This is a genomic window from Streptomyces sp. NPDC038213, assembly GCF_055600495.1.
Genome location: NZ_JBVJYM010000001.1, coordinates 541325 through 565392 on the forward strand (window position 1 = coordinate 541325; position 24068 = coordinate 565392).

At 72.4% G+C, this 24068-nt stretch carries 22 protein-coding genes; 12 read left to right on the forward strand and 10 right to left on the reverse strand.

Translation table 11 applies throughout. The features are described 5' to 3' along the window. Positions 1 to 3: 3 nt before the first annotated feature. From ACZ7JZ_RS02515 to hemL, 5 genes are all read right to left on the reverse strand, one after another. Positions 4 to 762 carry a cytochrome c biogenesis CcdA family protein gene (locus tag ACZ7JZ_RS02515; protein ID WP_470932307.1) on the reverse strand — a complete coding sequence of 253 codons (759 nt, stop codon included), beginning with the start codon at positions 760 to 762 and terminating at the stop codon, positions 4 to 6. A gap of 4 nt (positions 763 to 766) precedes the next feature. Then, complete coding sequence (locus ACZ7JZ_RS02520) at positions 767 to 1399, reverse strand: TlpA family protein disulfide reductase (protein ID WP_470932309.1); 633 nt, start codon at positions 1397 to 1399, stop codon at positions 767 to 769. 124 nt (positions 1400 to 1523) lie between these two features. Then, positions 1524 to 2759 (reverse strand): polysaccharide deacetylase family protein, encoded by a 1236-nt coding sequence (locus ACZ7JZ_RS02525; protein WP_470932466.1) that lies wholly within the window; start codon positions 2757 to 2759, stop codon positions 1524 to 1526. A 159-nt stretch (positions 2760 to 2918) separates the two neighbouring features. Beyond that, positions 2919 to 3623: a histidine phosphatase family protein gene (locus ACZ7JZ_RS02530; protein WP_470932311.1), complete on the reverse strand. Its 705-nt coding sequence runs from the start codon at positions 3621 to 3623 to the stop codon at positions 2919 to 2921. Continuing rightward, entirely contained in the window at positions 3613 to 4935 is a 1323-nt protein-coding gene (gene hemL, locus ACZ7JZ_RS02535; protein ID WP_470932312.1) for a glutamate-1-semialdehyde 2,1-aminomutase, read from the reverse strand. Before hemL ends, ACZ7JZ_RS02530 begins: the two co-directional genes overlap by 11 nt. Before the next feature lie 176 nt (positions 4936 to 5111). Here hemL and ACZ7JZ_RS02540 point away from each other — a divergent pair, with 176 nt between their 5' ends. Beyond that, complete coding sequence (locus ACZ7JZ_RS02540) at positions 5112 to 5750, forward strand: hypothetical protein (protein ID WP_470932314.1); 639 nt, start codon at positions 5112 to 5114, stop codon at positions 5748 to 5750. Positions 5751 to 6004: 254 nt separating this feature from the next. On the opposite strand, the gene ACZ7JZ_RS02545 is transcribed toward ACZ7JZ_RS02540, so the two are convergent. Next, complete coding sequence (locus ACZ7JZ_RS02545; RefSeq protein ID WP_470932316.1) at positions 6005 to 7855, reverse strand: NlpC/P60 family protein; 1851 nt, start codon at positions 7853 to 7855, stop codon at positions 6005 to 6007. A gap of 92 nt (positions 7856 to 7947) precedes the next feature. On the opposite strand from ACZ7JZ_RS02545, the gene ACZ7JZ_RS02550 reads away from it, so the two are divergent. Continuing rightward, the gene (locus ACZ7JZ_RS02550) at positions 7948 to 8481 is read left to right on the forward strand and encodes a GNAT family N-acetyltransferase (protein WP_470932318.1); all 534 of its coding nucleotides are present in this window, start codon (positions 7948 to 7950) and stop codon (positions 8479 to 8481) included. A gap of 74 nt (positions 8482 to 8555) precedes the next feature. Then, on the forward strand, positions 8556 to 9305 hold the full coding sequence (locus tag ACZ7JZ_RS02555; protein WP_470932320.1) for a Mut7-C RNAse domain-containing protein: 750 nt from the start codon (positions 8556 to 8558) through the stop codon (positions 9303 to 9305). 62 nt (positions 9306 to 9367) lie between these two features. Here the strand turns inward: ACZ7JZ_RS02555 and ACZ7JZ_RS02560 are convergent, their stop codons facing one another. Next, on the reverse strand, positions 9368 to 9892 hold the full coding sequence (locus ACZ7JZ_RS02560; RefSeq protein ID WP_470932322.1) for a hypothetical protein: 525 nt from the start codon (positions 9890 to 9892) through the stop codon (positions 9368 to 9370). 162 nt (positions 9893 to 10054) lie between these two features. Here ACZ7JZ_RS02560 and ACZ7JZ_RS02565 point away from each other — a divergent pair, with 162 nt between their 5' ends. Next, the gene (locus ACZ7JZ_RS02565) at positions 10055 to 10834 is read left to right on the forward strand and encodes an SDR family NAD(P)-dependent oxidoreductase (protein ID WP_470932324.1); all 780 of its coding nucleotides are present in this window, start codon (positions 10055 to 10057) and stop codon (positions 10832 to 10834) included. Positions 10835 to 10858: 24 nt separating this feature from the next. Here the strand turns inward: ACZ7JZ_RS02565 and ACZ7JZ_RS02570 are convergent, their stop codons facing one another. Next, positions 10859 to 11473: a polysaccharide deacetylase family protein gene (locus ACZ7JZ_RS02570; protein ID WP_470932326.1), complete on the reverse strand. Its 615-nt coding sequence runs from the start codon at positions 11471 to 11473 to the stop codon at positions 10859 to 10861. Positions 11474 to 11763: 290 nt separating this feature from the next. On the opposite strand from ACZ7JZ_RS02570, the gene ACZ7JZ_RS02575 reads away from it, so the two are divergent. Further along, positions 11764 to 12348, forward strand: a complete 585-nt coding sequence (locus tag ACZ7JZ_RS02575) for a Uma2 family endonuclease (RefSeq protein ID WP_470932328.1) — start codon at positions 11764 to 11766, stop codon at positions 12346 to 12348. Positions 12349 to 12414: 66 nt separating this feature from the next. On the opposite strand, the gene ACZ7JZ_RS02580 is transcribed toward ACZ7JZ_RS02575, so the two are convergent. Continuing rightward, positions 12415 to 13608 (reverse strand): RtcB family protein, encoded by a 1194-nt coding sequence (locus ACZ7JZ_RS02580; protein ID WP_470932330.1) that lies wholly within the window; start codon positions 13606 to 13608, stop codon positions 12415 to 12417. A 190-nt stretch (positions 13609 to 13798) separates the two neighbouring features. On the opposite strand from ACZ7JZ_RS02580, the gene ACZ7JZ_RS02585 reads away from it, so the two are divergent. From ACZ7JZ_RS02585 to ACZ7JZ_RS02595, 3 genes are all read left to right on the forward strand, one after another. Then, positions 13799 to 14707, forward strand: coding sequence for a DUF3558 domain-containing protein (locus ACZ7JZ_RS02585; RefSeq protein ID WP_470932332.1), 909 nt, complete (start codon positions 13799 to 13801; stop codon positions 14705 to 14707). Positions 14708 to 14818: 111 nt separating this feature from the next. Continuing rightward, positions 14819 to 15631 (forward strand): DUF3558 domain-containing protein, encoded by an 813-nt coding sequence (locus ACZ7JZ_RS02590; protein WP_470932334.1) that lies wholly within the window; start codon positions 14819 to 14821, stop codon positions 15629 to 15631. Positions 15632 to 15717: 86 nt separating this feature from the next. Next, on the forward strand, positions 15718 to 17193 hold the full coding sequence (locus ACZ7JZ_RS02595; protein ID WP_470932336.1) for a DUF2637 domain-containing protein: 1476 nt from the start codon (positions 15718 to 15720) through the stop codon (positions 17191 to 17193). Positions 17194 to 17287: 94 nt separating this feature from the next. On the opposite strand, the gene lysS is transcribed toward ACZ7JZ_RS02595, so the two are convergent. Further along, a complete protein-coding gene (gene lysS, locus ACZ7JZ_RS02600; RefSeq protein WP_470932338.1) occupies positions 17288 to 19027 on the reverse strand; it encodes a lysine--tRNA ligase in 1740 nt (579 codons plus the stop codon). A 171-nt stretch (positions 19028 to 19198) separates the two neighbouring features. Here lysS and argS point away from each other — a divergent pair, with 171 nt between their 5' ends. The 4 genes from argS to ACZ7JZ_RS02620 all read left to right on the forward strand — a co-directional run bounded on the left by argS (position 19199) and on the right by ACZ7JZ_RS02620 (position 23662). Next, complete coding sequence (gene argS / locus ACZ7JZ_RS02605; RefSeq protein WP_470932340.1) at positions 19199 to 21001, forward strand: arginine--tRNA ligase; 1803 nt, start codon at positions 19199 to 19201, stop codon at positions 20999 to 21001. A gap of 1291 nt (positions 21002 to 22292) precedes the next feature. Further along, positions 22293 to 22730: a hypothetical protein gene (locus ACZ7JZ_RS02610; RefSeq protein WP_470932342.1), complete on the forward strand. Its 438-nt coding sequence runs from the start codon at positions 22293 to 22295 to the stop codon at positions 22728 to 22730. A gap of 123 nt (positions 22731 to 22853) precedes the next feature. Continuing rightward, on the forward strand, positions 22854 to 23153 hold the full coding sequence (locus tag ACZ7JZ_RS02615) for a hypothetical protein (protein ID WP_470932344.1): 300 nt from the start codon (positions 22854 to 22856) through the stop codon (positions 23151 to 23153). Continuing rightward, a complete protein-coding gene (locus ACZ7JZ_RS02620) occupies positions 23150 to 23662 on the forward strand; it encodes a hypothetical protein (RefSeq protein ID WP_470932345.1) in 513 nt (170 codons plus the stop codon). The genes ACZ7JZ_RS02615 and ACZ7JZ_RS02620 overlap by 4 nt, the downstream gene beginning before the upstream one ends. Positions 23663 to 24068 lie beyond the last annotated feature (406 nt).

The window sequence follows — 24068 nt, forward strand, 5'->3', positions numbered from 1 at the left end:
TTCTCAGATCCCCACCGTGAAGCCTTGGGTCCACACCTGCATCTCGCTGACGATGGTGTCCCACACACCTGTGACGAGCAGCAGACCGGTGAGGATCAGCATCCCTCCGCCGATGCGCATCACCCATGCGTAGTGCCGCTTGACCCACCCGAACGCGCCGAGCGCCTTGCGGAAGGCGATGGCGGTGACGACGAACGGCACGCCGAGGCCGAGGCAGTAGGCCACGGTCAGCACGGCGGCCCGGCCGGCGTTGGCCTGGTCGAGGGAGAGGGCGGTCACGGCGGCGAGGGTGGGGCCCATGCAGGGGGTCCAGCCGATGCCGAAGAGCACGCCCAGTATCGGTGCGCCCGCCAGGCCGGCGGCGGGCTTCCTGTGGAAGCGGAACTCCCGCATCGTCAGCCCGGGGATCAGGCCCATGAAGAAGAGGCCCATGACGATCACCACCACGCCGAGCACCCGCGAGATGATCTCCCGGTGCTCCTGGAGGGTGTCGCCGAAGTAGCCGAAGAGGGCGCCGCCGGAGACGAACACGGCGGTGAAGCCGAGGATGAACAGTCCCGCCCCGGCGGCCATCCGGCCGCGCCGGGCCTCCGCGAGGTCGGTGCCGCTCACCCCGGTGACGTAGGACAGGTAGCCCGGTACGAGCGGCAGCACGCAGGGCGAGAAGAAGGAGACGAGCCCGGCCAGGAGGGCGATGGGCAGGGCCAGCAGCAGGGCCCCGCTCAGCACGGTCTCGTTGACCTCGGCGGCGAGGGTCAGCACCGGATCACTTCTCCGCCGCGATCGGTTCGACCATCTTGCGCAGCTGCTCGCCGTTCAGGCCGGTGAGCGCGCGGGCGGCCATCTTGCCGTCCCGGTCGAGCACGAGGGTCGACGGGATGGTCTTCAGGCTCAGCGTGCCCTTGGGGAAGCGCAGCAGCAGCCGGCTGTCCGGGTCGTGCAGGCTCGGGTACGTGATCCCGAACTCCTCGTCGAAGGCCCGGGCGGCCTGCGTGGTGTTGCGGATGTTGATCCCGACGAACTCCACGCCCTTGGACTTGAGCTCCTTGGAGACCTTCGCGAAGTGCGGGGCCTCGCCGCGGCAGGGCGCACACCAGGAGCCCCAGACGTTGAGGACGACGACCTTGCCCTTGAGGTCGGCGACGTCGAGCTGTTCGCCGTCGACGGTCTTCCCGGCGAGCTCCGGGGCCGGCTTGCGCTCGGCCTTCGCGACGGTGGAGATGCCGCCCTTGCCGATCACGAAGTTGACGCCGGATCCCTTGGAGGTGTTGCCCCCGCCGTCGTCCGACCCGCCGCAGGCGGTGAGGGTGAGGGCGCCCGCGGCGGTCGCCGCGGTCAGCAGGAGGGCGCGCCGGCCGCTGGTCGAGCGACGGCGTCGGGGGGCGCGGCTAAGGCTCATGTGAAAAGTTTCGCATGGGCGTTTTGTGGATCTTCCGCGCCCCCCGCGGGCCCTGCGGAGGGGTGCGGAAGCCGAGGTCGGCGGCGGCTCGGAGGCGGGGCCGGGAACGGGCGCGGGGGCGGGTTCAGGCGGCCTTGAGGTACGCGTTCCAGCCGCCGGCCGGGGGCTGCCCGGGGGCGAGGGTGCGCAGTCTGGCGAGGACGGCGGGGTCCTGGACGTCGAGCCAGTCCACCAACTGCCGGAAGGATACGAGTCGTACGTCCCTTTTGTCCGCCATGGCCTTGAGGGCCTCCTCGACGGCGTCCATGTAGATCCCGCCGTTCCACTCCTCGAAGTGGTTGCCGATGAAGAGCGGGGCGCGGTTCGACTCGTACGCCCGGCGGAAGCCGTTCAGGTAGGCGCCGGTGGCCTGCCGGCGCCAGGCCGGGTAGTGGGCGGGGACGCCGCGGGTGGTGTTCTTCGACTGGTTGGCGAGGATGTTGTAGTCCATCGACAGCACTTCGAAGGAGTGCCCGGGGAACGGCACCGCCTGGAGCGGCAGGTCCCACACCCTCCCCTTCTTCTTCGGCCACGTCTGGAGGCCGCCCGGGGAGCTCGCGTCGTAGCGCCAGCCCAGCTTCTCGGCGGTGGGCAGCAGCCGGTCCTGGCCGAGCAGGCAGGGGGTGCGGGCGCCGACCAGCTCCTTGTCGTAGTCGAAGGGCAGCGGCTCCAGGTCCGTGAAGCCGGTGTTCGTCCGCCAGTTCTTCACGAAGGACTTCGCCTGGTCTATCTCGCTCTGCCAGTCGGCCGGGGTCCAGTTGCCCGCGGAGCCGGAGCCTCCGCAGAAGTGCCCGTTGAAGTGGGTGCCTATCTCGTGGCCGTCGAGCCAGGCCCGGCGCACGTTCTGCAGGGTCAGGCGGACATTCTCGTCCTTCAGGTACCCGATGTCGGAGGCGCCGACCGGGTTCTTCGGCGGGTCGTACAGGTTCTTCTTCGACTCCGGGAGCACGTAGATCCCGGAGAGGAAGAAGGTCATCGCCGCGCGGTGGTCCCTGGCGAGCTTCAGGAACCGCGGGAAGAGCCCGTTGCCGACCTCCCCCGCGCCGTCCCAGCTGAACACCACGAACTGCGGCGGGGTCTCCCCCGGCTGGAGCGGCACCGGCTTCGGCGGCTGGTGCGGCTGCGGGCCCGTGTCCGCCGTGGAGCCGTCGCCTATGAGCCGCACCGGGGGCCCGGAGGGCTTGCCGGGGCCGCCCCCCGACCTGCCCCCGCCCGGCCGGAGGGCGCCGGAGCCGTCCCCGGAGCTGCAGCCCGCGATCCCGATCGCGGCCGCCGCCCCGAGCCCGAGCCCCAGCGCTCCCCTGCGGCTTATCCCGCCTATGCCTTCGACCCTGCTCATGCGCACCGTCCCGTCCCCGTCGCCACGAATCCCCACACCGCCCATATAAACGGACAATTGGTAGGAGTCATCGGCCCGGCGCGCCGGTTCCCGCGGGACCCGCCCTTATGACGACGAAACGGTAACGATCGGATCCGGCGCTCAGGCCCCGAAGGCCTTCGACTTCCCCTTCACCGGCTTGGCGCCCGCCAGCAGGTGCGCCGGGACCAGGTCCCGCGCCGGCTCGCTGTAGCCCACCGACACCAGCCGGTCGCCCTGGTACGTGAACGAGGTCAGCGAGGCCAGCGTGCACTGCCGGCGCCGCGGGTCGTGCCACAGCCGCCGCTTCTCCGCGAAGCTGCGCACGATCCAGATCGGCAGCTGGTGGCTGACCGCCACCGCCTCGTGCCCGCGCGCCGCGTCCCGCGCCGCCTCCAGCGCGCCGTTCATCCGCACGACCTGCTCGATGTACGGCTCGCCCCAGGAGGGCTTGAACGGGTTCGTCAGGTGCTTCCAGTTGCCCGGCTTCTTCAGCGCGCCGTCGCCCACGCCGAAGGTCTTGCCCTCGAAGACGTTCTCCGCCTCCAGCAGCCGGCGGTCCGTCGCCAGCTCCAGGCCGTGGCTCTTGGCGATCGGCGAGGCCGTCTCCTGCGCCCGCTCCAGCGGGGAGGCCACGACGTACGCGATGTCCCGGCCCTCCAGGTGCTCGGCCACCCGGTCCGCCATCTGCCGGCCCAGCGCGGACAGGTGGTAGCCGGCCCGGCGCCCGTACAGGACCCCGTCCGGGTTCTCCACCTCGCCGTGGCGCACCAGGTGCACGACGGTGATCTCCTCGCCGCCCGCGGCGGCCTTCGGCTCAGCGCTCACCGGTGGCCTCCGCGGCGGCACGGGCGGCGGCGGGCAGGGCCGCGGCGATCCGCTCGACGGCCCGCTCGTCGTGGGCGGTCGACACGAACCAGGACTCGAAGGCCGACGGCGGCAGGTACACGCCCTGCGACAGCATCGAGTGGAAGAACGCGTTGAAGCGGAAGCTCTCCTGCTGCTTCGCCTCGTCGTAGTTGCGCACGGCGTCCGCGGTGAAGAACACCGAGAACATGTTGGACGCGGTCTGCAGCCGGTGCGCCACGCCCTCCTTCGCCAGCGCGCCCGTCACCAGGCCCTGGACCTCCGCCGAGACCGCGTCGACCTTCTCGTACGCCGCCGCGTCCAGCAGCCTCAGCTGCGCCAGGCCCGCGGCCGTCGCCACCGGGTTCCCGGAGAGCGTGCCCGCCTGGTAGACCGGGCCGGCCGGCGCCAGGTGGCCCATGACGTCCGCACGGCCGCCGAAGGCCGCCGCCGGGAAGCCGCCGCCCATGACCTTGCCGAAGGTCATCAGGTCCGGCTTGACCCCGTCCACGCCGTACCAGCCGGCGCGGCTGGTGCGGAATCCGGTCATCACCTCGTCGGAGATGTACAGCGCGCCGTTCTCCCGGCACAGGTCCGCCAGGCCCTGGTTGAAGCCCTCGGCCGGCGTGACCACGCCCATGTTGCCCGGGGCCGCCTCGGTGATCACACAGGCGATCTCGCCCGGGTGCGCCGCGAAGGCCGCCCGGACCGCCTCGAGGTCGTTGTACGGCAGCACGATGGTGTCCCCGGCCTGCGCGCCCGTGACACCCGGGGTGTCCGGCAGCGCGAAGGTGGCCAGGCCCGAACCCGCCGCGGCCAGCAGCGCGTCCACGTGCCCGTGGTAGCAGCCCGCGAACTTCACCACCTTCGCCCGGCCCGTGAAACCGCGCGCCAGCCGGATCGCCGACATCGTCGCCTCGGTACCGGAGGACACCAGGCGGACCTGCTCCACCGGCTCGATCCGCGCCACGATCTCCTCGGCGAGCGCGACCTCGCCCTCGCCCGGCGTACCGAAGGAGGTGCCGCGGGCGACCGCCTCCTGCACCGCCGCCAGCACCTCGGGGTGCGCGTGGCCGAGGATCATCGGTCCCCAGGAGCACACGAGGTCGACGTACTCGCGACCGTCGGCATCCGTGAGGTACGGACCGGTACCGGACACCATGAACCGGGGCGTACCGCCCACGGCGCGGAACGCGCGTACGGGAGAGTTCACGCCGCCGGGGGTCACGACTGCCGCCCGGTCGAAAAGAGTCTGCGAAACTGGGGCCTGGTATGGGTAGCTCACACCAGCCATGGTGTCAGAGCCCCGGACCGTCTTGCGGGCAGGTGTTTCGCGGCCGTGTTTCAGCGTCGTGTTCCAGCGGCGCGGCTCCGTCGTGTTTCACCCTCGTACCGCGGGGGAGGTCACTGCCATGATGATCAGGCTGCGCGGTGGGGTCCGGGCAGCCGGTAGAGCGGTCGGGTGGAGATATGCAACGCGGTGGTGGACCGGGCGAGGGCACCGACGGCCTGGACGGCCTGGGTCCTGAGCGCGCCCGCGGCCGCCGCGGCAGACACCGCCGCAAGACGACCGATGCGGCCCCGGTCCCCGACACCTCGGGCACGGCGGGCGTACCGGGCATTCAGGGCGCGCCGGGGGTACCGGCGGCAGGCAGGGGTGGTGGCCGCGGCATGGGGGTGACGTACAAGTACTTCGGCGCCCCCGACGGCGCCACGGCCGCGCGGGTCCCCATCTCCATGCGCCCCGAGGAGCTCGGCGGCGACGAGCTCGGCATGGGCGGCATGTTCTCGAAGATCAAGCCGGAGACCGTGGCCGCCATGGTCCTCACCGGCATCGAGGGCATACCTCTGCACAAGGTCCCCCCGCTGGAACTGGTCGTCCTGCACCCCGACTACGCCGTGGTCAAACTCCCCATGACGGTCGTCGACCCCCTCCGGGGCATCGGCGAGGAGTCCGTCGGCGCCGCCGCCTTCATCTGGTCCACGGTCCCCGACCGCGGCGGCCCCCGCGACGCCTTCAACGTCTACCAGCTGCTCCACGAGTGGCAGGACTTCTCCCACCGCCTCCACGAGGCCGGCCACCAGCCGTACTGCCTGGTGTGGCCGTGACCGGCAGCGCGCCCCCGGTGCGGCTGCGGCGCGGACACCCAGGAGCACCTCCTCACCCTGCCGGCAGCACCTGACCCGCCCACCCCGGCCAATCCAGCCCCGCCGGCGCTTGAGGCGCGGGGTCTGGGGCAGAGCCCCAGTTTCGGGAAGGGGCGGGGAGGGGAACAGCCCCGCGCAGCGGCCCACCCGCACCCGCCCTCCCGCACGGCACCGCCCCACCCCCTCAGCCCGAGCACGTCGGGACCGGGAATCCGTCAGATCCGGTGCACCGTGTGCAGCGACTTCGCGTACGTCCCCGCCCCGTCCAGCGTGGACGCCCCCGCCAGGTCCGCCATCGTCGGCCCGTTCCCCGTCTTCCGGCTGGAGAGGAACCGCCGCTGCCCGCCCGCGTCCAGCCCCAGGTAGATCCCCACGTGATCGACCGTCACGGTCGGCTTGTCGTCGCCGGAGTCCGCGTTGAACAGCACGAGGTCACCGGGCTGGAGCAGCGGTACGGGCAGCGGCTGCGTCCCCGTGCCCGTCCGCTGCGCGATCCGCACGCCCGGGGCGTGGTCCACCATGTCGCGGGACTTGCGCGGCAGCCGCGTCCCCGAGGTGTCGGCGCCCGCCGCCAACGGCACCCCGTGGTGGTAGCCGAAGACCATCCGCGTGTACCCGGAGCAGTCCAGGTTCCCGCCCTGCTTGCTGGACGGCCCGGTGTACGCCCCGTCGGGGAAGGTCCAGCCGGTCTCCATGTACTCGTGGAAGTCGGCCCCCTCGTACCGGTTGCCCTGCGGGTCCAGGTACCCGTACCCGGAACGCCCCAGCACCTGCTGGCCGGCCGCCTTCCCGGCCCCTGCGGTCACCGCCGCCGCACCCGGCAGGAACATCGCCGCGTACGCCAGCACGTCCGGGGCCGTGGAACCGGCCCAGGCCCGGATCTGCTGCTCCAGCGCCGGGGTCCACGTCCCGTCGAACGGCTGCTCCAGGACCCGCACCCAGTCGCCGTGGGTCACCGTCGGCGGGGTCTCCCAGGTGCACTCGGTGACCTCGAAGCGGCTGACGGCCAGTTTCAGCGGCAGGTTGGTGCAGCCGTCGTTCGCGAGGGCCCGCAGGCCCACCCGCCCCTTGGTGAGGCGGCGCGACGCGGTGGTGTCCGTGGTGTCGAAGGACCAGGCCGCCGGCTCCGCCGAGGCCGAGCGCCAGGCCTTGGCCCGGATCCGGGCGCCCTCGCGGCGCACCCGGATCGTCCACTGCGTGCCCGCCGGGACCCCGGAGGCGGCCAGGTCCAGCGCCGGGGCGAGCTGCGTGACGGCGTCCTCGAACTCCTTCTCCACGCGGAACTCGACCCCGCCGGAGGTGGTGAAGGACAGCCGCGCCCGGTAGTTGGTGTGCGTGTTCTCGTAGCCGAAGGACAGCGCGTACGAACAGGCCTGCCCGGTCGGCACCTTGTCGAACGCGGCCACGGCCCGCACGTCCACGTCCGTGATCTCGTCGTCGCGGACGGTCGCGTGGCGGCTGGCGTGGTCCGAGGTCAGGTTGATGATCCCGGTGCCGGGCAGCACGGAGTAGTCCGAAACGGCCCCCGTCTCCGGGTCGGGCCCGCCCAGGGTGCTCCAGCTGCCGCCGCCCGCCGCGTCGCGGGTGTCGGTCGTGGCGGTGCCCCAGTACTGGCGGTCCGCGACCGGCAGCGACAGCAGCGGCAGCGTCCGCTTGAACTCGTCGACGAACGGCTGCTTGTTCTCGGCGAAGGTCCGCTCCGGCCCCGCCAGCACCACCGTCCGCGCGCCGCGCGTCAGCAGCGCCACCCGCTTCCCGCCCGAGGTCACCTCGGTACGGGCCGGGGTGCCGGCCAGCACGGCGGCCACCAGCGGGCCGAGGGCGACCGGGGAGAACCAGTCGGCACCGAGGTCGGCGACGGTGACGGCGGAACGGGGGGTGGTGAGCCCGTGCGTGCCGACGGCGGCGGGCACGGCGGAGGGCGCAGCGGCGGCCGGAGCGGCGGTCGCGGCCCCCGCCGGGGAAGCTGCGGCCAGCGAGACGAACGGGGCGCCGGCCGCGGTAGCGGTCAGGGCGGCGAGCAGGGAGCGCCGGGAGGTGCCGGCGGAGCGGTGTTCCTTGGACATGCCCGCCATCATCCGGACCACCCCCGGCGCCCCCGCCACCGGGTCGGGAAAATCCCCTGCTCACGGCCCGCCCCAGGCCGTACCGTCCCCACATGCCCCGATTCCTGCGCCTCATCGCCTGGCAAGAAGACGACTTCTGGCTCTTGGAGCGCAAGAACGCCCCGGTCATGACGGCCCACCTGGGCGGCCCCGAATCCCCCGCGAAACTCGCGGACCGCCACCGGCGCTACCTCGCGATGACCGCGTCCGCCCCGCCCGCCGGCCGCATGTTCAAGATCGCCCTGTCGGCGGCAGCCGCCCCCGGTGCCCTGCCCGGACCGGCAGAGGTGATCGTCGGAACCATCGGCTACTGGCGCCGCCTCTGGCAGGACGAGGAGGTCTACGAGACCGGCTGGGGCATCCTCCCCGAGCACCAGGGCCACGGCCTCGCGGCCGCCGCCGCCCGCGCCCTCCTCGCCCACGTGTCGGCCCTGCCCGAACCCCGCCCGGTGCACGCCTTCCCCGCCGCCGACCACCCCGCCTCGAACGCGGTCTGCCGCAGGGCGGGCTTCACCCTCCGGGGCCCGGTCCCCTTCGAGTACCCCCCGGGCCAGTGGCACACCAGCAACCACTGGACCCACCCCTGACCGTTCCGGCCCCGTTCCACGGCGAACCGGAAAATCCCTCCTCCGCCCCCGCACCCCCCTGGCATGCTGGGCCGGTGAACGGACCCGAGATCCATCTGACCCTCGCCCCCGGGCTGCGGCTCTTCGCGGCGCCCGACCGGCGCGGCGACCGCGTCCGCACCGTCACCGACGGTTCCTCCAGCCTCGGGCACGTCGTCGAGTCCGCGGGGGTCCCGCTCACCGAGGTCGGGCGGCTGCTGGTCGACGGCCGCGAGGTGCCCGTCTCGTACGTGCCGCGGGCCGGCGAATCCGTCGAGGTGTGCGGCGTGCAGCGCCCGCAGGAGGTGCCGGGCGCCCCGCTGCGCTTCCTGCTCGACGTACACCTCGGCACCCTCGCCCGCCGCCTGCGGCTGCTCGGCGTCGACGCCGCGTACGAGAGCGAGGACATCGGGGACCCGGCGCTCGCGAAGCGTTCGGCCGCCGAGCAGCGGGTGCTGCTGTCGCGCGACCGCGGGCTGCTGCGCCGCCGCGAGATCTGGGCGGGCGCGTACGTCTACAGCGACCGGCCCGACGACCAGCTCCGCGACGTCCTGGGCCGGTTCGCGCCCGCCCTCGTCCCGTGGACCCGCTGCACGGCCTGCAACGGGCAGCTCCGGCGCGCGGACAAGGAGTCGGTCGGCGACCTCGTCGAGTCGGGCACGCACCGCTCGTACGACGTGTTCGCGCAGTGCACGGCCTGCGAGCGCGTGTACTGGCGCGGGGCGCACCACGCGCGGCTGGAGCGGATCGTCAGCGAGGCGGTGGAGGAGTTCGGCGCACTGCCGAGCCGGCGCACGACGGGCTGAGCGGGCGGATACGGGCACGGATACAGGCACGGGTACGGGTACGGGCCGGGGCCCGCACCCGCTCAGAACGCGTACATGTCGCCCGTGTCCAGTGCCAGCACCACGTGCTGGTTGTTGCGGACGTTGCGGTCGGACGCCCCGCCGTTCCAGAGGGTGTCGATGCGGACGGCCACCTCGGACACCGGCACCCGCAGCGGCAGCACCACCGCGATGTGCCGGCCGGGCCCGCGGGCGGGCAGCGCGCCCGTCTCGCAGACCACCGTCCGCGGGCCGGTCCGCGCGCAGCCGCCCTCCAGCGGCTCCGCGGTCGCCAGGTCCGCGGACAGGCGCAGCCGTACGGTCGCATTGGCCAGCGGGGTCGGGCCGTGGTTCTCCGGCACCAGCCAGACGCCCAGCCGGCCCCCCGAGAGGGCGACCCGCCCGTGGTAGGCGAGATCCGCCTCCGCGGCGGGACCCGCCGCATACGCCGTACCGCCGAGCCCGGGCAGCAGCGCACCGAAGCCCGCCCCCGCTCCCGTCCCTGCCCCCGTCACCACTGCCGTGACCGCCACGAGCGCGGCCACCGCCGCCATCAGCCTGTTGCGCATGGGCGCACCGTAGGTCCGGCCGGGGTCGGCTCATCGGATCATCACCCGAACGGGGGCGAGCCGCTCACCCGTACGCACGTGCGGGCCCTCCCTCGGCGCCGCGCCTATCCTGGCCGTGGCCCCGACACCACCGGCCCCACCGATCCGCGCGAGGAGCACCCCATGAGCAGCGCCGCCACCCCTGCCCGTACCGCCGTCGTCACCGGGGCGAGCAGCGGGATCGGCGCCGCCACCGCCCGGCAGCTCGCCGCGGCCGGTTTCCACGTGGTCCTCACCGCCCGCCGCAAGGACCGCATCGAGGCCCTCGCCGAGGAGCTGACCGCGGCCGGGCACAGGGCGACGGCCCACGCGCTGGACGTCACCGACCGGTCCGCGGTGGACGCCTTCGCCGCCTCCCTGGCGGCCCTCCCGACCCTCGCGGTGCTGGTCAACAACGCGGGCGGCGCGCTCGGCGCCGACCCGGTGGCCACCGGCGACCCGGCGGACTGGCGCACGATGTACGAGGTCAACGTGATCGGCACCCTGCACGTGACCCAGGCCCTGCTGCCCGCCCTGGAGGCGAGCGGCGACGGCACGGTCGTCGTGCTCTCCTCCACCGCCGGCCACGCCACGTACGAGGGCGGGGCGGGCTACGTCGCGGCCAAGAACGGCGCCCGCGTCCTCGCCGAGACCCTCCGCCTGGAGATCGTCGGGCGGCCGGTGCGCGTGATCGAGATCGCGCCCGGCATGGTGAAGACGGAGGAGTTCGCCGCCACGCGCTTCCGCGGGGACACGGAGAAGGCGGAGAAGGTGTACGCGGGGGTCGCGCAGCCGCTCAGCGCCGACGACGTGGCCGACACGATCACCTGGGCCGTGACCCGGCCCTCCCACGTGAACATCGACCTGCTCGTGGTCCGCCCCCGCGCCCAGGCCTCGAACACGAAGGTCCACCGCGTGCTGTAGTAGCCCGCCCCCGCCCGCCCCCCGCTAGACCAGCCCGGCCGCCTTCAGGTGCGGCAGCAGCGGCGCCGGCTTGAGCCCCGCGGCCTTCGCCGCGTCCAGCGCCCGCTTGAGGTCGGCCGCCAGGGTGGGCGTGAAGTGCAGGAGGACCACCTCGCCGGGCTTCAGGGCGGGGGTGGGCGGCGGGGTGTCGCCCCAGGTGGTGAAGTCGTGCGTCCACGTGACCACGGCCTTCATCCCGCAGGCCTTCGCGGCCAGCCGCACGTCGTCGTTGACGGTCCCGTACGGCGGCCGGAGCAGCTTCGGCGCCTTGCCAAACGCCGCCTGCACCTGCTCCGCGGCCCCGCACACCTCGGCGTCCTTGCCGGCCGCGTCGAGGGCGGTGAGGTCGGGGTGGTTGACCGTGTGGTTCTCCACGGTCGCGCGGCCCTCGGTGGTCAGCCGGGTGAAGTACGGGGCGTCGTACGAGAACGCCCCCGGCAGCAGGAACAGCGAGGCCGGTACGCGCTTGTCGACCAGGGTCTGCGCGACCGCCGGATCGTGGTACCAGCCGTCGTCGATGGTGAGGAACACGACCTTCTCCTGCGTCGGCACCCTGGTCACCACGGGCGGCAGCCCGACGGCCCCCCTGGGCGCCGCCACCGCACCCGCCTCCACCGCACCCGCCTCCGCGAGAGCGACCCCGGAAGCCCCGGCCTGCGCCGACCCGGACACACCAACAGCCATCGAACACGCGGCAAGGCCGGCGAGAACTACGCGAGATCTCCACATGGCGCACACCTTGGTCTAGACCAACGAACGCGGTCAACCCCCTTGCAGCACAACCCACTTGAAGCCCCGCACCCCCTGAGCCCGTATGGGTGAACACGCGCGGAATGTCGGCCGGGGCGGATACGCTCGCGACAGCGTGAGCCTCGAAAAGGAGGAAGCTGATGGCCGTGATACAGCACGAGACCACGATCGCGGAGGCCGCGGATCGTCTCTCCAAGGAGCTTCCCAGGCACCGAGTGGAGATTCTCCAGGGGAGGCTCACCGTGACACCCCCAGCCGACGGGGCGCACGCCCTCGCACTGACCTGGCTCATCGAGCAGTTCTACGAAGCCGGTGCCCGAAAAGCCGGCCTCCGGTACGTCCAGGGCATCGGCCTGTGGCTGACGACCGGCCCCGACGACTACGCCATCCCCGACTTCGCCCTCGTGGAGGCGGACTTCCTCGAAGCAAAGGTCCAGCAGAACTGCTACGCGCCGGAAGTCTTCCGCCTCGTCGTCGAAGTCACCTCGTCGAACTGGTCCGACGACATCGGGATCAAGACCGAGAGCTACGCGCGGGCGGGCGTCCCCGTCTACGTCATCGCGGACCGCCACCACGACGAGGTCGTCGTCTGCTCCGAGCCGCGCAACGGCAAGTACCACCGCCGCCAGGCGTACAAGCGGGGGAGCTCGGCTCCCGTTCCGGATCACATCGGGGTCGCCCTGGAGCTGTCCGTGGACGCCCTGCTCGACGGGGACGGCGGCTGAAAGACGCAGGGGGTCCCGGCCCCGGTCCACAGACCGGGGCCGGGACCCCCCCCGACCGGTAGCCGGTCAGCCCTTCACGCAGACGACCTGCTTCAGCTTCGCGACGACCTCCACCAGGTCCGTCTGCTGGTCGATGACCTGGTCGATCGACTTGTACGCGCCCGGGATCTCGTCCACGACGCCCGTGTCCTTCCGGCACTCCACGCCCTGGGTCTGGAGCTCCAGGTCCCGCTTGGAGAAGCGCTTGCGGGCCGCCGTCCGGCTCATCTTCCGGCCGGCCCCGTGCGAGGCGGAGTTGAAGGACTTCTCGTTGCCGAGGCCCTTCACGATGTACGAGCCCGTGCCCATCGAGCCGGGGATGATCCCGAACTCGCCGCTGCCCGCCCGGATCGCGCCCTTGCGGGTGACCAGCAGGTCCATGCCCTCGTACCGCTCCTCCGCCACGTAGTTGTGGTGGCAGCTGATCTCCTGCTCGAAGGAGACCTTCGCCTTCCGGAACTCCTTCCGGACGACCTCCTTGAACAGGCTCATCATCACCCTGCGGTTGAACATGGCGTACTCCTGCGCCCAGAACAGGTCGTTCCGGTACGCCGCCATCTGCGGGGTCGCCGCGAGGAAGACCGCGAGGTCCCGGTCGACCAGCCCCTGGTTGTGGGAGAGGCCGCGCGCGATCCCGATGTGGTGCGCCGCGAGCTCGTTGCCGATGCCGCGGGAGCCGGAGTGCAGCATGAGCCACACCGATCCGGACAAATCAATACACACTTCCACGAAATGATTTCCGCCACCCAGGGTCCCGACCTGCCTCAGCGCCCGGTCCCGCCGGTACTTGACCTCGTCCGCGACGTAGTCGAAGCGCTCCCACAGGTCCCCGAAGCCCTCGGCCCCGAAGCCGTACAGCCGCGCCGGGTCCACCGGCTCCTTGTGCATCCCCGTCCCCACCGGGATCGCCTGCTCGATCTTCGAGCGCAGCCGGGACAGGTCGCCGGGCAGGTCCTCCGCGCGCAGCGAGGTCTTGACGGCGGACATGCCGCAGCCGATGTCCACGCCGACCGCCGCCGGGCAGACCGCGTCCTTCATGGCGATGACCGAGCCGACCGTCGCACCCTTGCCGAAGTGCACGTCCGGCATGACCGCCAGGCCCTTGATCCACGGTAGCGTCGCGGTGTTGCGCAGCTGCTGCATGGCCACGTCCTCGACGCCGGCCGGATCCGTCCACATCCGGATCGGAACCTGCGCCCCGGGTACCTCTACGTACGTCATATCGATCCCATTCCCCCGCAATCAGATCAAAAGTCTTGAAACGCAAAAGCCTCGCTCTCGGGGCCGAAAGAGACATCGGACCGGCGTCAGCAGCAGTGCGTGCGATACACATTGTGTCCATCCGCCGCCCGACGGCGGCAAACGGTTTTCGGGCCTCAGAGGCCGGCACAGGGGTCGAGGGAGCGTTCAAGTGGGAGCGTGGAGCGGACAGCGCAAGGCAGCCGTCCTGCCGGGCATCGCGATCGTCCTCGCGGCGCTCGTCACGGGCTGCACCGCCGATCCCGGCACCGGCGGAACCCCCACCGACGACAAGGCCGGCGGCAGCGCCCCCGCGGCCCCGCCCGGCAAGTACCGCAGCCTGCCCGAGCCCTGCCGCTCCGCCGACGGCCGCCGCCTGAAGGCCATGCTCCCCGGCTCCCCCGCGCTGACCGCCGAGCAGCTGGACCAGGTGCACGCGGGCCGGGCCGACCCCTCGTACGACCCGGACCGGCGGGTCGGCTGCCGCTGGCGGGCGGAGTCCCCGGACGCGACCCGGCTGATCTACGTCGGGTACGAGCGCGTGGTGTCCTACGACCCGGCCGTCAGCGACGACGACCGCGCGGAGCAGGTCTACGAGCGCCACCTGACGGCCGCGCACATCCCGGAGACCCCCGGCCCCCCGCCCGGCGCCAAGCCGTCCACCACAACGGCCTCCGCCGGCACCGGCTCCCCGTCCGCGGGCACCCGGGCCGCCTCGGGCACCCCGTCCGGCTCCCCGACGGGCACCCCCGCGGAGTCCGCCGGCACGGACCCCGGCAACGAGGGCGAGACCGAGGGCGGCGAGGCCGGCGAGGGCGGGGACGGCACCGACGCCCCGCCCCTCGGCTCCCGCCTCCTCGAGGGCCTCGGCGACTCCGCCTTCCTCGACGACCGCCTCGGCGCGGCCGGCCCGACCGCCCAGGCCCGCACCGTCCGTATCGTGTTCCGCACATCCAACGTGGTCGTGACCGTCGAGTACACGGTGCAGCCCGGACAGTCCGCGACCGTGCCCGACAGCGGGGAAACGCAGACCAGGGCAAGGGAGTTGGCCGCCGTACTGGCTGGGCGCTTCACCGAGTGACCGGCCGCCGAGCGGCCGCGCCCAGCACCCCTGCGTGACCTCTCGCACAGCAGCCCGCCACCCGGTCGGGCTACCGTTGCACGGTCCCGCAGACGATCGACAGAAGGAACCATGCACCGTACAGCCTCGCGCCTCACCCGCGTTCTCGCCTGCGCAGCCGTCCCGGTGATCCTCGTCGCCACGGGCTGCTCCTCGGATTCCGGCAAGGACTCCGCTTCCGGCAGCGGCAGCGGCGACTCGAAGAAGTCGGGCTCCTCCGCCGCCGCCGGGCAGACGCCCACCCCCGAACCCACCCCGACCCTGGAGAAGGCGGCGTACTCGAAGCTGCCCGAGCCCTGCAAGGTCGTGGCGCAGAAGACGATCGACTCGCTGGTGCCGGAGGCCAAGGACGAGGACGGTACGGCCGCCAAGTCCAACGACCTGTCCAGCCGCGCCACCTGCTCCTGGAACGGCCTCGACGAGAACGGCCTGAAGGGTTCCGAGTACCGCTGGCTCGCCGTGTCCCTGGTCCGCTACGACTCCCACGAGTCCCTCGGCACGGGCGACGAGCGCGCCGCCGAGCAGTTCGACAAGCAGGTCGCGGCGGCCAAGGCGGCCGAGGGCGCCAAGGGCATGAAGTCCGCGCCGGTCAGCGGTCTGGGCGACCAGGCCACCACCCTGTCGTACGGGGTGAAGAAGGACGTGGAGTTCTTCAACCAGACCGTGGTCGCGCGGACGCACAACGTGGTCATCACGCTCGACTACAACGGCGCCTCCTACGAGGGCGCCCAGGCTCCCGACACGAAGGAGCTGCTGGAGGACGCCATCGCGGCGGCCAAGGAGTCGGTGGCCGCGGTCGCGGCGGCCAACAAGGGCGGCGGGGCCGGCGAGTCCGGCGCGCCCGGCGGCGACCCGTCCGCCGCACCGTCCAACAGCGCCTCCTAGCCGTGAAGTAGTCCCCGCCCGGTGCACCTCTGGCGGGCTGTGCCAGGCTGTGCCCGCCAGAGGTCGATAAGTGGGAGGGGTCGCGGGTGGCCGCGATGCAGCTGACGCGCACGCACCGGATACTCATCGGTGTCGTGGTGGCCGGTGCCGTGATCATCGCCGGTATCGGCTTCGCCGGTTCGTACTCCGCGGTGCGCGAGCTGGCGCTCAAGAAGGGGTTCGGGGACTTCTCCCTGGTCTTCCCCATCGGCATCGACGCGGGCATCTGCGTGCTGCTCGCGCTCGACCTGCTGCTGACGTGGATCAGGATCCCGTTCCCGCTGCTGCGCCAGACGGCGTGGCTGCTGACGGCGGCGACGATCGCGTTCAACGGCGCGGCGGCCTGGCCCGACCCGCTGGGCGTGGGCATGCACGCGGTGATCCCGATCCTGTTCGTGGTCACCGTCGAGGCGGCGCGGCACGCGGTGGGCCGGATCGCGGACATCACCGCGGACCGGCACATGGAGGGCGTGCGCATGACGCGCTGGCTCCTCTCCCCCGTGCCCACCTTCAAGCTGTGGCGGCGGATGAAGCTGTGGGAGCTGCGGTCGTACGAGCAGGCCGTCGTCATGGAGCAGGACCGGCTGATCTACCAGGCCCGGCTCCAGGCCCGGTACGGCCGGTCCTGGCGCCGCAAGGCGCCGGTGGAGGCCCTGATGCCGCTGCGGCTGGCCCGGATCGGCGTGCCCCTCTCCCAGACGGCCCCGGAGGGGCTGGCGGCGGCCGGCATCGACCCGGTCCTGCTGCCCCCGGCGGCCCCGGCCCCCGCGGCGGTCGCCCCGGCGCCCGTACCGGCCCCGGCCCTCCCGGCCGCCGGCACCCCGGCCGCCCAGCCCGGTCCGGCCACGGCACCGCCTGCGACCGCGACCACGACGGCGACCACGGACGCGCCCACGCCCGCGCCCGACGAGCAGCAGCCGCAGCCCGGACAGCAGACCGCCCCCCAGGCCCAGCAGCCCCAGACTGAGCAGCCCCAGGACCCGTCCCAGGGCCGGCCGCAGCCCGGCGCCCGGCCCGCCCCGCACCCCCAGCACCACCCCCACGCCCCGGCCCCCTTCGCGGTCGACCCGACCGCGATGCCCGCCGCGCACGACAGCGCGTGGTTCGCGGCCCCGCTGGCCCCGCAGTCCTCGTACGAGGGCGGGTACAACCCGCAGTACGTCGAGGGCCTGGAGCCGATGCCGGTGGCGCCCCCCGCGGGCCCGGACGAGGACCGCGGCCCCGAGCCCGTGCAGCAGGAGCTCCCCGTCGAGCTCCCGGCACAGCCGGGGGACGCGGACGGCGACGCGGATGACGAAGCGGACGCCGCCGTGGACGAGGCCAAGTTCGCCGAGGTCACGTACGAGGTCTTCCGCACCTACTGCGACCAGAACGGCGGCTGGCCGACCCCCGAGCAGATCGACATCCACCTCTCGGACCGGTACGGCATAACGCACCCGCGCAGCCTCTCGATGATCCGCGCGGTCATGCCCCAGATGAAGCAGCGCTACCAGACCTCCCTGGAGGAGGAGCACATCGCGTAGCCCGCGCACCCGCACACGGCGGAGGGCCGCCGCCCCGGGAATCACCCGGGGCGGCGGCCCTCCGGCCGTACCGGTCCGTCCGCCCGGCCCCCGCTCAGGCGGCCAGCAGCTTGCGGACCCGGTCCGCGCCGACCGCCAGCAGCAGCGTGGGCAGGCGGGGGCCGGTCTCGCGGGTCACGAGCAGCCGGTAGAGCAGCGCGAAGAACGTGCGCTGCGCGACCTTCAGCTCGGGGGTCGGCTTGGCCTCCGGGTCCAGTCCGGCCATGACCTTCGGCACGCCGTACACCAGCGTGGTCAGGCCCTCCAGCGACCAGTGCGAGTCGAGGCCCTCCAGCAGCAGCTCCAGGGAGCGGCGGCCGTCCGCGTCGAGGGAGGCGAGCAGCTCGGTGTCCGCCTCCTCGCGCACGAGGGTCCGCTGGTCGGCCGGGACCTGGCTGGTGATCCAGCTCTCGGCGCGGTCCAGGCGCGGGCGGACCTCGTCCAGGGAGGTCAGCGGATGCGCGGGGTCGAGGTCGCTGAGGATGCGCAGGGTCTGCTCGTCGTGCCCGGCGGTGATGTCCGCGACGGACGCGAGGGTCCGGTAGGGCATCGGGCGCGGGGTGCGCGGCAGTTCGTGCGAGGCGACCTTGACGGCGCGGGAGTGCGCGGCGGCGTCGGCGGGCAGGACGGTGCCGTCGGCGACCTTGGCCTCCAGCTTGTCCCACTCGTCGTACAGCCGCTGGATCTCCTGGTCGAAGGCGATCTTGAAGGACTGGTTCGGGCGGCGGCGGGCGTACAGCCAGCGCAGCAGCTGCGGCTCCATGATCTTCAGCGCGTCGGCGGGCGTGGGCACGCCGCCCTTGCTGGAGGACATCTTCGCCATGCCGGAGATGCCGACGAAGGCGTACATGGGGCCGATGGGCTGCTTGCCGCCGAAGAGGTGGACGATCTGGCCGCCGACCTGGAAGGAGGAGCCGGGCGAGGAGTGGTCGACGCCGGAGGGCTCGAAGACCACGCCCTCGTACGCCCAGCGCATGGGCCAGTCGACCTTCCAGACCAGCTTGCCGCGGTTGAACTCGCTGAGCTTGACCGTCTCGGTGAACCCGTCCTCGGTGCAGACGTAGGTCATCTCCGTGGTCTCCTCGTCGTACGAGGTGACCTTGGTGAAGTCCTTGTTGCAGGAGGCGCAGTACGGCTTGTACGGGAAGTACTCGGCGCCCTCGGCGCTGCCGTCGTCCTCGTTCGCCGCGCCCGAGCCCTCGGCCGCCTCCAGCTCCGCCTCGTCGACGGGCTTCTGCGACTTCTTCGCCCCCGGCTTCTGCTTGGTGCGGTACTGGGCGAGGACGTCGTCGATGTCCTTGCGGTGCTTCATCGCGAACAGGACCTGCTCGCGGTAGGCGCCGGAGGTGTACTGCTCGGTCTGGCTGATGGGGTCGTACTCGACGCCCAGCTCGGCCAGGGACTCGACCATGGCGGCCTTGAAGTGCTCGGCCCAGTTCGGGTACGCCGAGCCCTCGGGCGCCGGTACGGCGGTCAGCGGGCGGCCGATGTGCTGCGCGTGCGACTCCTCGCTGACGCCGGGGATGCCCTTGGGCACCTTGCGGTAGCGGTCGTAGTCGTCCCACGAGATCACGTGCCGGACCTCGTAGCCGCGGCGGCGGATCTCGTCCGCGACGAGGTGCGGGGTCATGACCTCGCGCAGGTTGCCGAGGTGGATGGGGCCGGACGGGGAGAGCCCGGACGCGACGACGACGGTTTTCGCGCCCGGCGCACGGTTCTCCGCCTCGGCGATGACCTCGTCCGCGAAACGGGAGACCCAGTCGGTCTCGGTGCTGGTCTGGGCGCTCTCAGCCACGACACGTCCTTATTTCTCGATTGCTGGCTTGAACATTCTCCCAGACGGACGGGCTCGCTCCGGGGTTGCTTTTATGCCGTGGGACGGCAAGTACCCGCATGGGATAATCGAGCCCGTGCGCTCCCTCGCCGGCGCGCACGCACCCACGCACCCTCACAGGAACGGCAGCCCATGGCCTCGGTCCCTTCCCTCGCTTCGACCGTCGAGCAGCGCGTCGCCGCCGCCCTCGCCTCCGCCCTGCCGGAGACGGGCGCGGCCGCCGACCCGCTGCTGCGACGAAGTGACCGGGCCGACTTCCAGGCCAACGGCATCCTGGCGCTCGCGAAGAAGGCGAAGGCCAACCCGCGCGAGCTGGCGACCACGGTCGTCGGGGCCCTCGACCAGGGCGACGTACTGGCGGAGGTCGAGGTCTCCGGGCCCGGCTTCCTCAACATCACCGTCACCGACAGGGCGATCATCGAGACCCTCGCCGCGCGCGCCGCGGACGACCGGCTCGGCGTGGCCCTCAACCCCGACGCGGGCGTGACGGTCATCGACTACGCGCAGCCGAACGTCGCCAAGGAGATGCACGTCGGGCACCTGCGGTCCGCCGTGATCGGCGCCGCGATGGTCGAGATCCTGGAGTTCACGGGCGAGACCGTGGTCCGGCGCCACCACATCGGCGACTGGGGCACCCAGTTCGGCATGCTCATCCAGTACCTGCTGGAGCACCCGCACGAGCTGGACCACAAGGACGGCGGGGCCGCGGACGGGGCCGCCGCGGGCGCCGACGCGGCCGCGGGCGAAGAGGCCATGTCCAACCTCAACCGCCTCTACAAGGCCTCCCGCGCGCTCTTCGACTCCGACGAGGAGTTCAAGACGCGCGCCCGGGCCCGGGTGGTGGACCTCCAGGCGGGCGACCCGGAGACCCTCGCGCTCTGGCAGCGGTTCGTGGACGAGTCGAAGATCTACTTCTACTCCGTCTTCAACAAGCTCGACATGGACATCCAGGACGAGGACATCGTCGGCGAGTCCGGGTACAACGACATGCTGGCGGAGACCTGCCGCCTGCTGGAGGAGTCCGGCGTCGCCGTGCGCTCCAACGGCGCCCTGTGCGTGTTCTTCGACGAGTACAAGGGCCCCGACGGCAACCCGACCCCCCTCATCGTCCAGAAGTCCGACGGCGGCTTCGGGTACGCGGCCACCGACCTGTCCGCGATCCGCGACCGGGTGTCGAACCTGAAGGCCACCGAGCTGATCTACGTGGTCGACGCCCGCCAGTCCCTCCACTTCAAGATGGTCTTCGAGACGGCCCGCCGCGCCGGCTGGCTCACGGAGGGCACCAGGGCCGTCCAGCTCGCGTTCGGCACGGTCCTGGGCGCCGACGGAAAGCCGTTCAAGACCCGCGAGGGCGAGACGGTCCGGCTGGTGGACCTGTTGGACGAGGCGGTGGACCGGGCGACCGCGGTGGTCCGCGAGAAGGCCGAGAAGGTCGGCCTGACCGAGCAGGAGATCGTCGAGAACGGGCAGTACGTCGGCATCGGCGCCGTGAAGTACGCCGACCTGTCGACCTCCGCGGCCCGCGACTACAAGTTCGACCTCGACCAGATGGTCTCCCTCAACGGTGACACGTCCGTGTACCTCCAGTACGCGTACGCGCGCATCAAGTCCATCCTCCGCAAGGCGGGCGACCGCAGGCCGGCCGCGCACCCGGAGCTGGAGCTCGCCCCCGCGGAGCGCGCCCTCGGCCTCCACCTGGACGCCTTCGGCGAACTGATCGCGGAGGCGGCCGCGGACCACGCGCCGCACAAGGTGGCGGCGTACCTGTACCAGCTGTCCTCTCTGTTCACCACGTTCTACGACCAGTGCCCGGTCATCAAGCCCGAGCCCGAGCAGGTCGTAGCGGAGAACCGCCTCTTCCTCTGCGACCTCACGGCCCGCACCCTCACGAAGGGCATGTCCCTCCTGGGCATCCGCACCCCGGAACGCCTCTGACCCCCCGGGGCGAACCCGCCCCGAGAGACCAACCCCGCGGGCCCCTGCCCCGCAGCCATTTGCTGCGGGCGGGGGCCCACGGGGCGTACGGGGTCTGGGGGGCGCTGACCCGGTGCTCGCTACGGGGTCCAGGGCGCGGCGTCTTCGCGCATATCCGTCTCCCCTTACGCGCTCCAGCGCGCCGCCGTCTCCCCGCTTACCCGTCTCCCCTTACGCGCTCCAGCGCGCCGCCGTCTCCTCCCCCGCCCGTGCGCCCCGGCCGGCCGGTCTTTGCCCACCACCCCCAGGGTGGTCCGGGGTAGGGGTGCCGGGGCGATCCGGCCCGTATGTCGAACGTCAGCCGTCTCACGGCCGACCGCGCCTGCCAGCGGTCACTTCACAGCCTCGCCGGCGTTTGAGGCGAAGGGGCCGGGCCACCCCGAGTCCCCTTCCGACGCGGTCTATCCAGCCTCGCCGGCGTTTGAGGCGCGGGGTCTGGGGCGGAGCCCCAGTTTCGGGAAGGGGCGGGCAGGGGACCTCGCTCCGCGCGGCGGCCCCCGCTACCCCCGGCCCACCGTGTCGCCCCCTACCCGGGTCGGGATGGCTCTCCGGTGTCTGCTCGCATGTCTGACTGTGCGGCCGTCCCGCGGCACCCTGTCAAGGGCGCTGCGCGTCGCTGCGCGATGGCCCTGCGGGCCACCCTTGACAGGCCACCACGGGACGTCAAGTCCCAGACTTGCCAGCAGCCACAGGAGAAAAAGCAGCAGGGGGACCAGGACCCCGGCCGGTCAGCGTCGGCCAGGCGGGCCCGAGCCCGCCGGCCCCCCGCCCTCCGGGCGGAAAGACAACCGACACAAGCGACAAGCCGCGGCGGATCGCTACACAGCCGAGGCAGGCCAAGCGGCAGCCGCACCGGCCGGGGCCGGGCAGAAGCCGCCACCGATCGCTACGCGCTCCGGCCACCCGGCGGCAGCCGGACCGTGCCCCACGACCCGCTGAACGGAACACAGCACACGCCAAGCCCCCGACCAGCCGCCGGACGGCAACCCGCACCCGCCTCCCGCGCCCCGCGCACCCCGCCCCGCGGGGCCCAACTCCGCATACGGACACGCACCCCACCCCCAACCACACAAAGCCGAACTCCGCCCAGGTGAAAGGCACTTCGGACGTGCCCTGGTTCGCCCGACTGTCCACAACCTGTGGCGTGTTGGGGGAAATCCGTTAAGATCGCGTTCTAGTGCCACGTGAAATATCACATGTCACGAGCAGGTCCCGGACGTCCCTGGGCCCGTGAACGAACAGGAGAAAAGCCATGAACCGACTCGGCTTCATCGCCGCGGCCGTTGCCGGTCTGACCGCCTTCGCTGTTGCCCCCGCCGGTGCCGCCCAGCAGAGCGCCACCAGCACCGTCACCACCTGCTCCAGCTCCGGCCTGCAGGCCGGCCTCAGCACCAAGGTGTGCGCGGACGCCACCGGCAACACGGTCAACGTCTACGGCAAGATCGGCCTCGCCGGCCCCAGCCCGGTCACCTCTCCCAAGGAGCTGCTGACCACCCTCAAGGCCGAGGTGATAGGCAGCGGCGCGCCCCAGACCCAGAACAAGTGGGTCATCTTCAACAACGCCACGATCGACGTGCACGGCCTGAGCAGCAGCGTTCCCTGCGGCTCGACCCTCCGCGCCACGTTCAGCGTGAGCACCATGTTCCAGAACCCGAACCCGGTCACCCTCGACATCCCGGTCACCTGCTGACCTGACGTACGAGAGGCCTGCCCCGCCCCGCCGGGCCCAGCCCGGGGCGCCCGGGCCGGGGCAGGCCGCCCAGGCCTGGGCGAAGGCGAGCAGAGCCGTAACACGGCGTGCTACGGTTCGCGCATGGCACCCAAGGCGAGATTCAGCATCAGCATGGACGACTCGGTGCGTGCCTCACTCAAGGAGCATGCCGAGGCCATGGGCATCGACGTGTCGTCGTACGTGACGGCTGCCGTTCTTCGGCAGATGGCAGAAGACGCAGCAGTCGCCCGCCGCTTCGCGGGCATCGACGCGGAGATCGCAGCCACAGAATCCCTGCCCGCCCCCTCGGGCCAGGACGGCTTCGACCCCCAGGAACTGGCCGCCGCCCGCGCAGGCTTTGCTCAGGCCCTTGCTCAGGATGCCGGGGATTCAGCCGCGTGAGCAGTCCCGTCTTCGTGTACGACAGCGGGATGCTGATCGCACTCGGCCGCGGCGAGAAGCCCGCGGGGCTGCTGCATCACATTCTGACCGAGGCCACCGCGCGCGGGGAGCACCCCCCGGTCGTCCCGCTCCCGGTACTGGCCCAGGCCTGGCGCCCGGGCCGCTGGACCCCGCTGTCCCGAGCGATCCCCCAGTGCGTGGTGTTCGGTGTCCCGTCCACGGCGCCCCTCCGCTGCGGCGCCTGCCTGTCAGGGCATTCCACCGATGACGCCAAGCGCGCCGGACACCTGCTCGCCTCGGCAGGCCTGCCTGCGGAGAAGAGGCCGGACGCCGTGGACGCACTCGCCGCCGTCATCGCCGCCCGCCACCACAGCGCCGTCATCGTCACCTCGGATCCCCGGGACCTGACCGCCTACCGGGACACCCTGCCCACCGCCTACGAGTCCGTCCGCGTCCTGCCACTGGCAGACCTCGAACAGTTCCTCGCCGGCAAACGCGTCCTGCGCTGACCTCCGCCCCCTCCGCCCCGCCCAGCGGATCGCAGAACACGGGACGGCCCCGCTGCCGCCGAGACGGCCGAAGCGCGTAGCGATCGCTGGCGGCCTATGCCCAGCCGCAGGCGGCCCGGAGGCCGCTGAGACGGCCCCCGCTGTGTAGCGATCCGCCGCGGCCTGTGGCTTGTGGTCGTTGTCTTTCCGCCCGGAGGGCGGGGCCCGGTGGACGGGATTGGCTTGGCCGACGCTGACCTGGGACGGTCCCGGTCCCCCTGGGCGTTCCTTTTCGGGGGGCGTCCCGACAGGCAGTAATGCCTCCGGGGCGGGGTGCCCTGTCCAGGGTGGAGCGCAGCGGAATCGCGCAGCGACGCGACGACGGAGGCGGAGCGCCCTTGACAGGGCGCCCCGCCCCGGAAACACC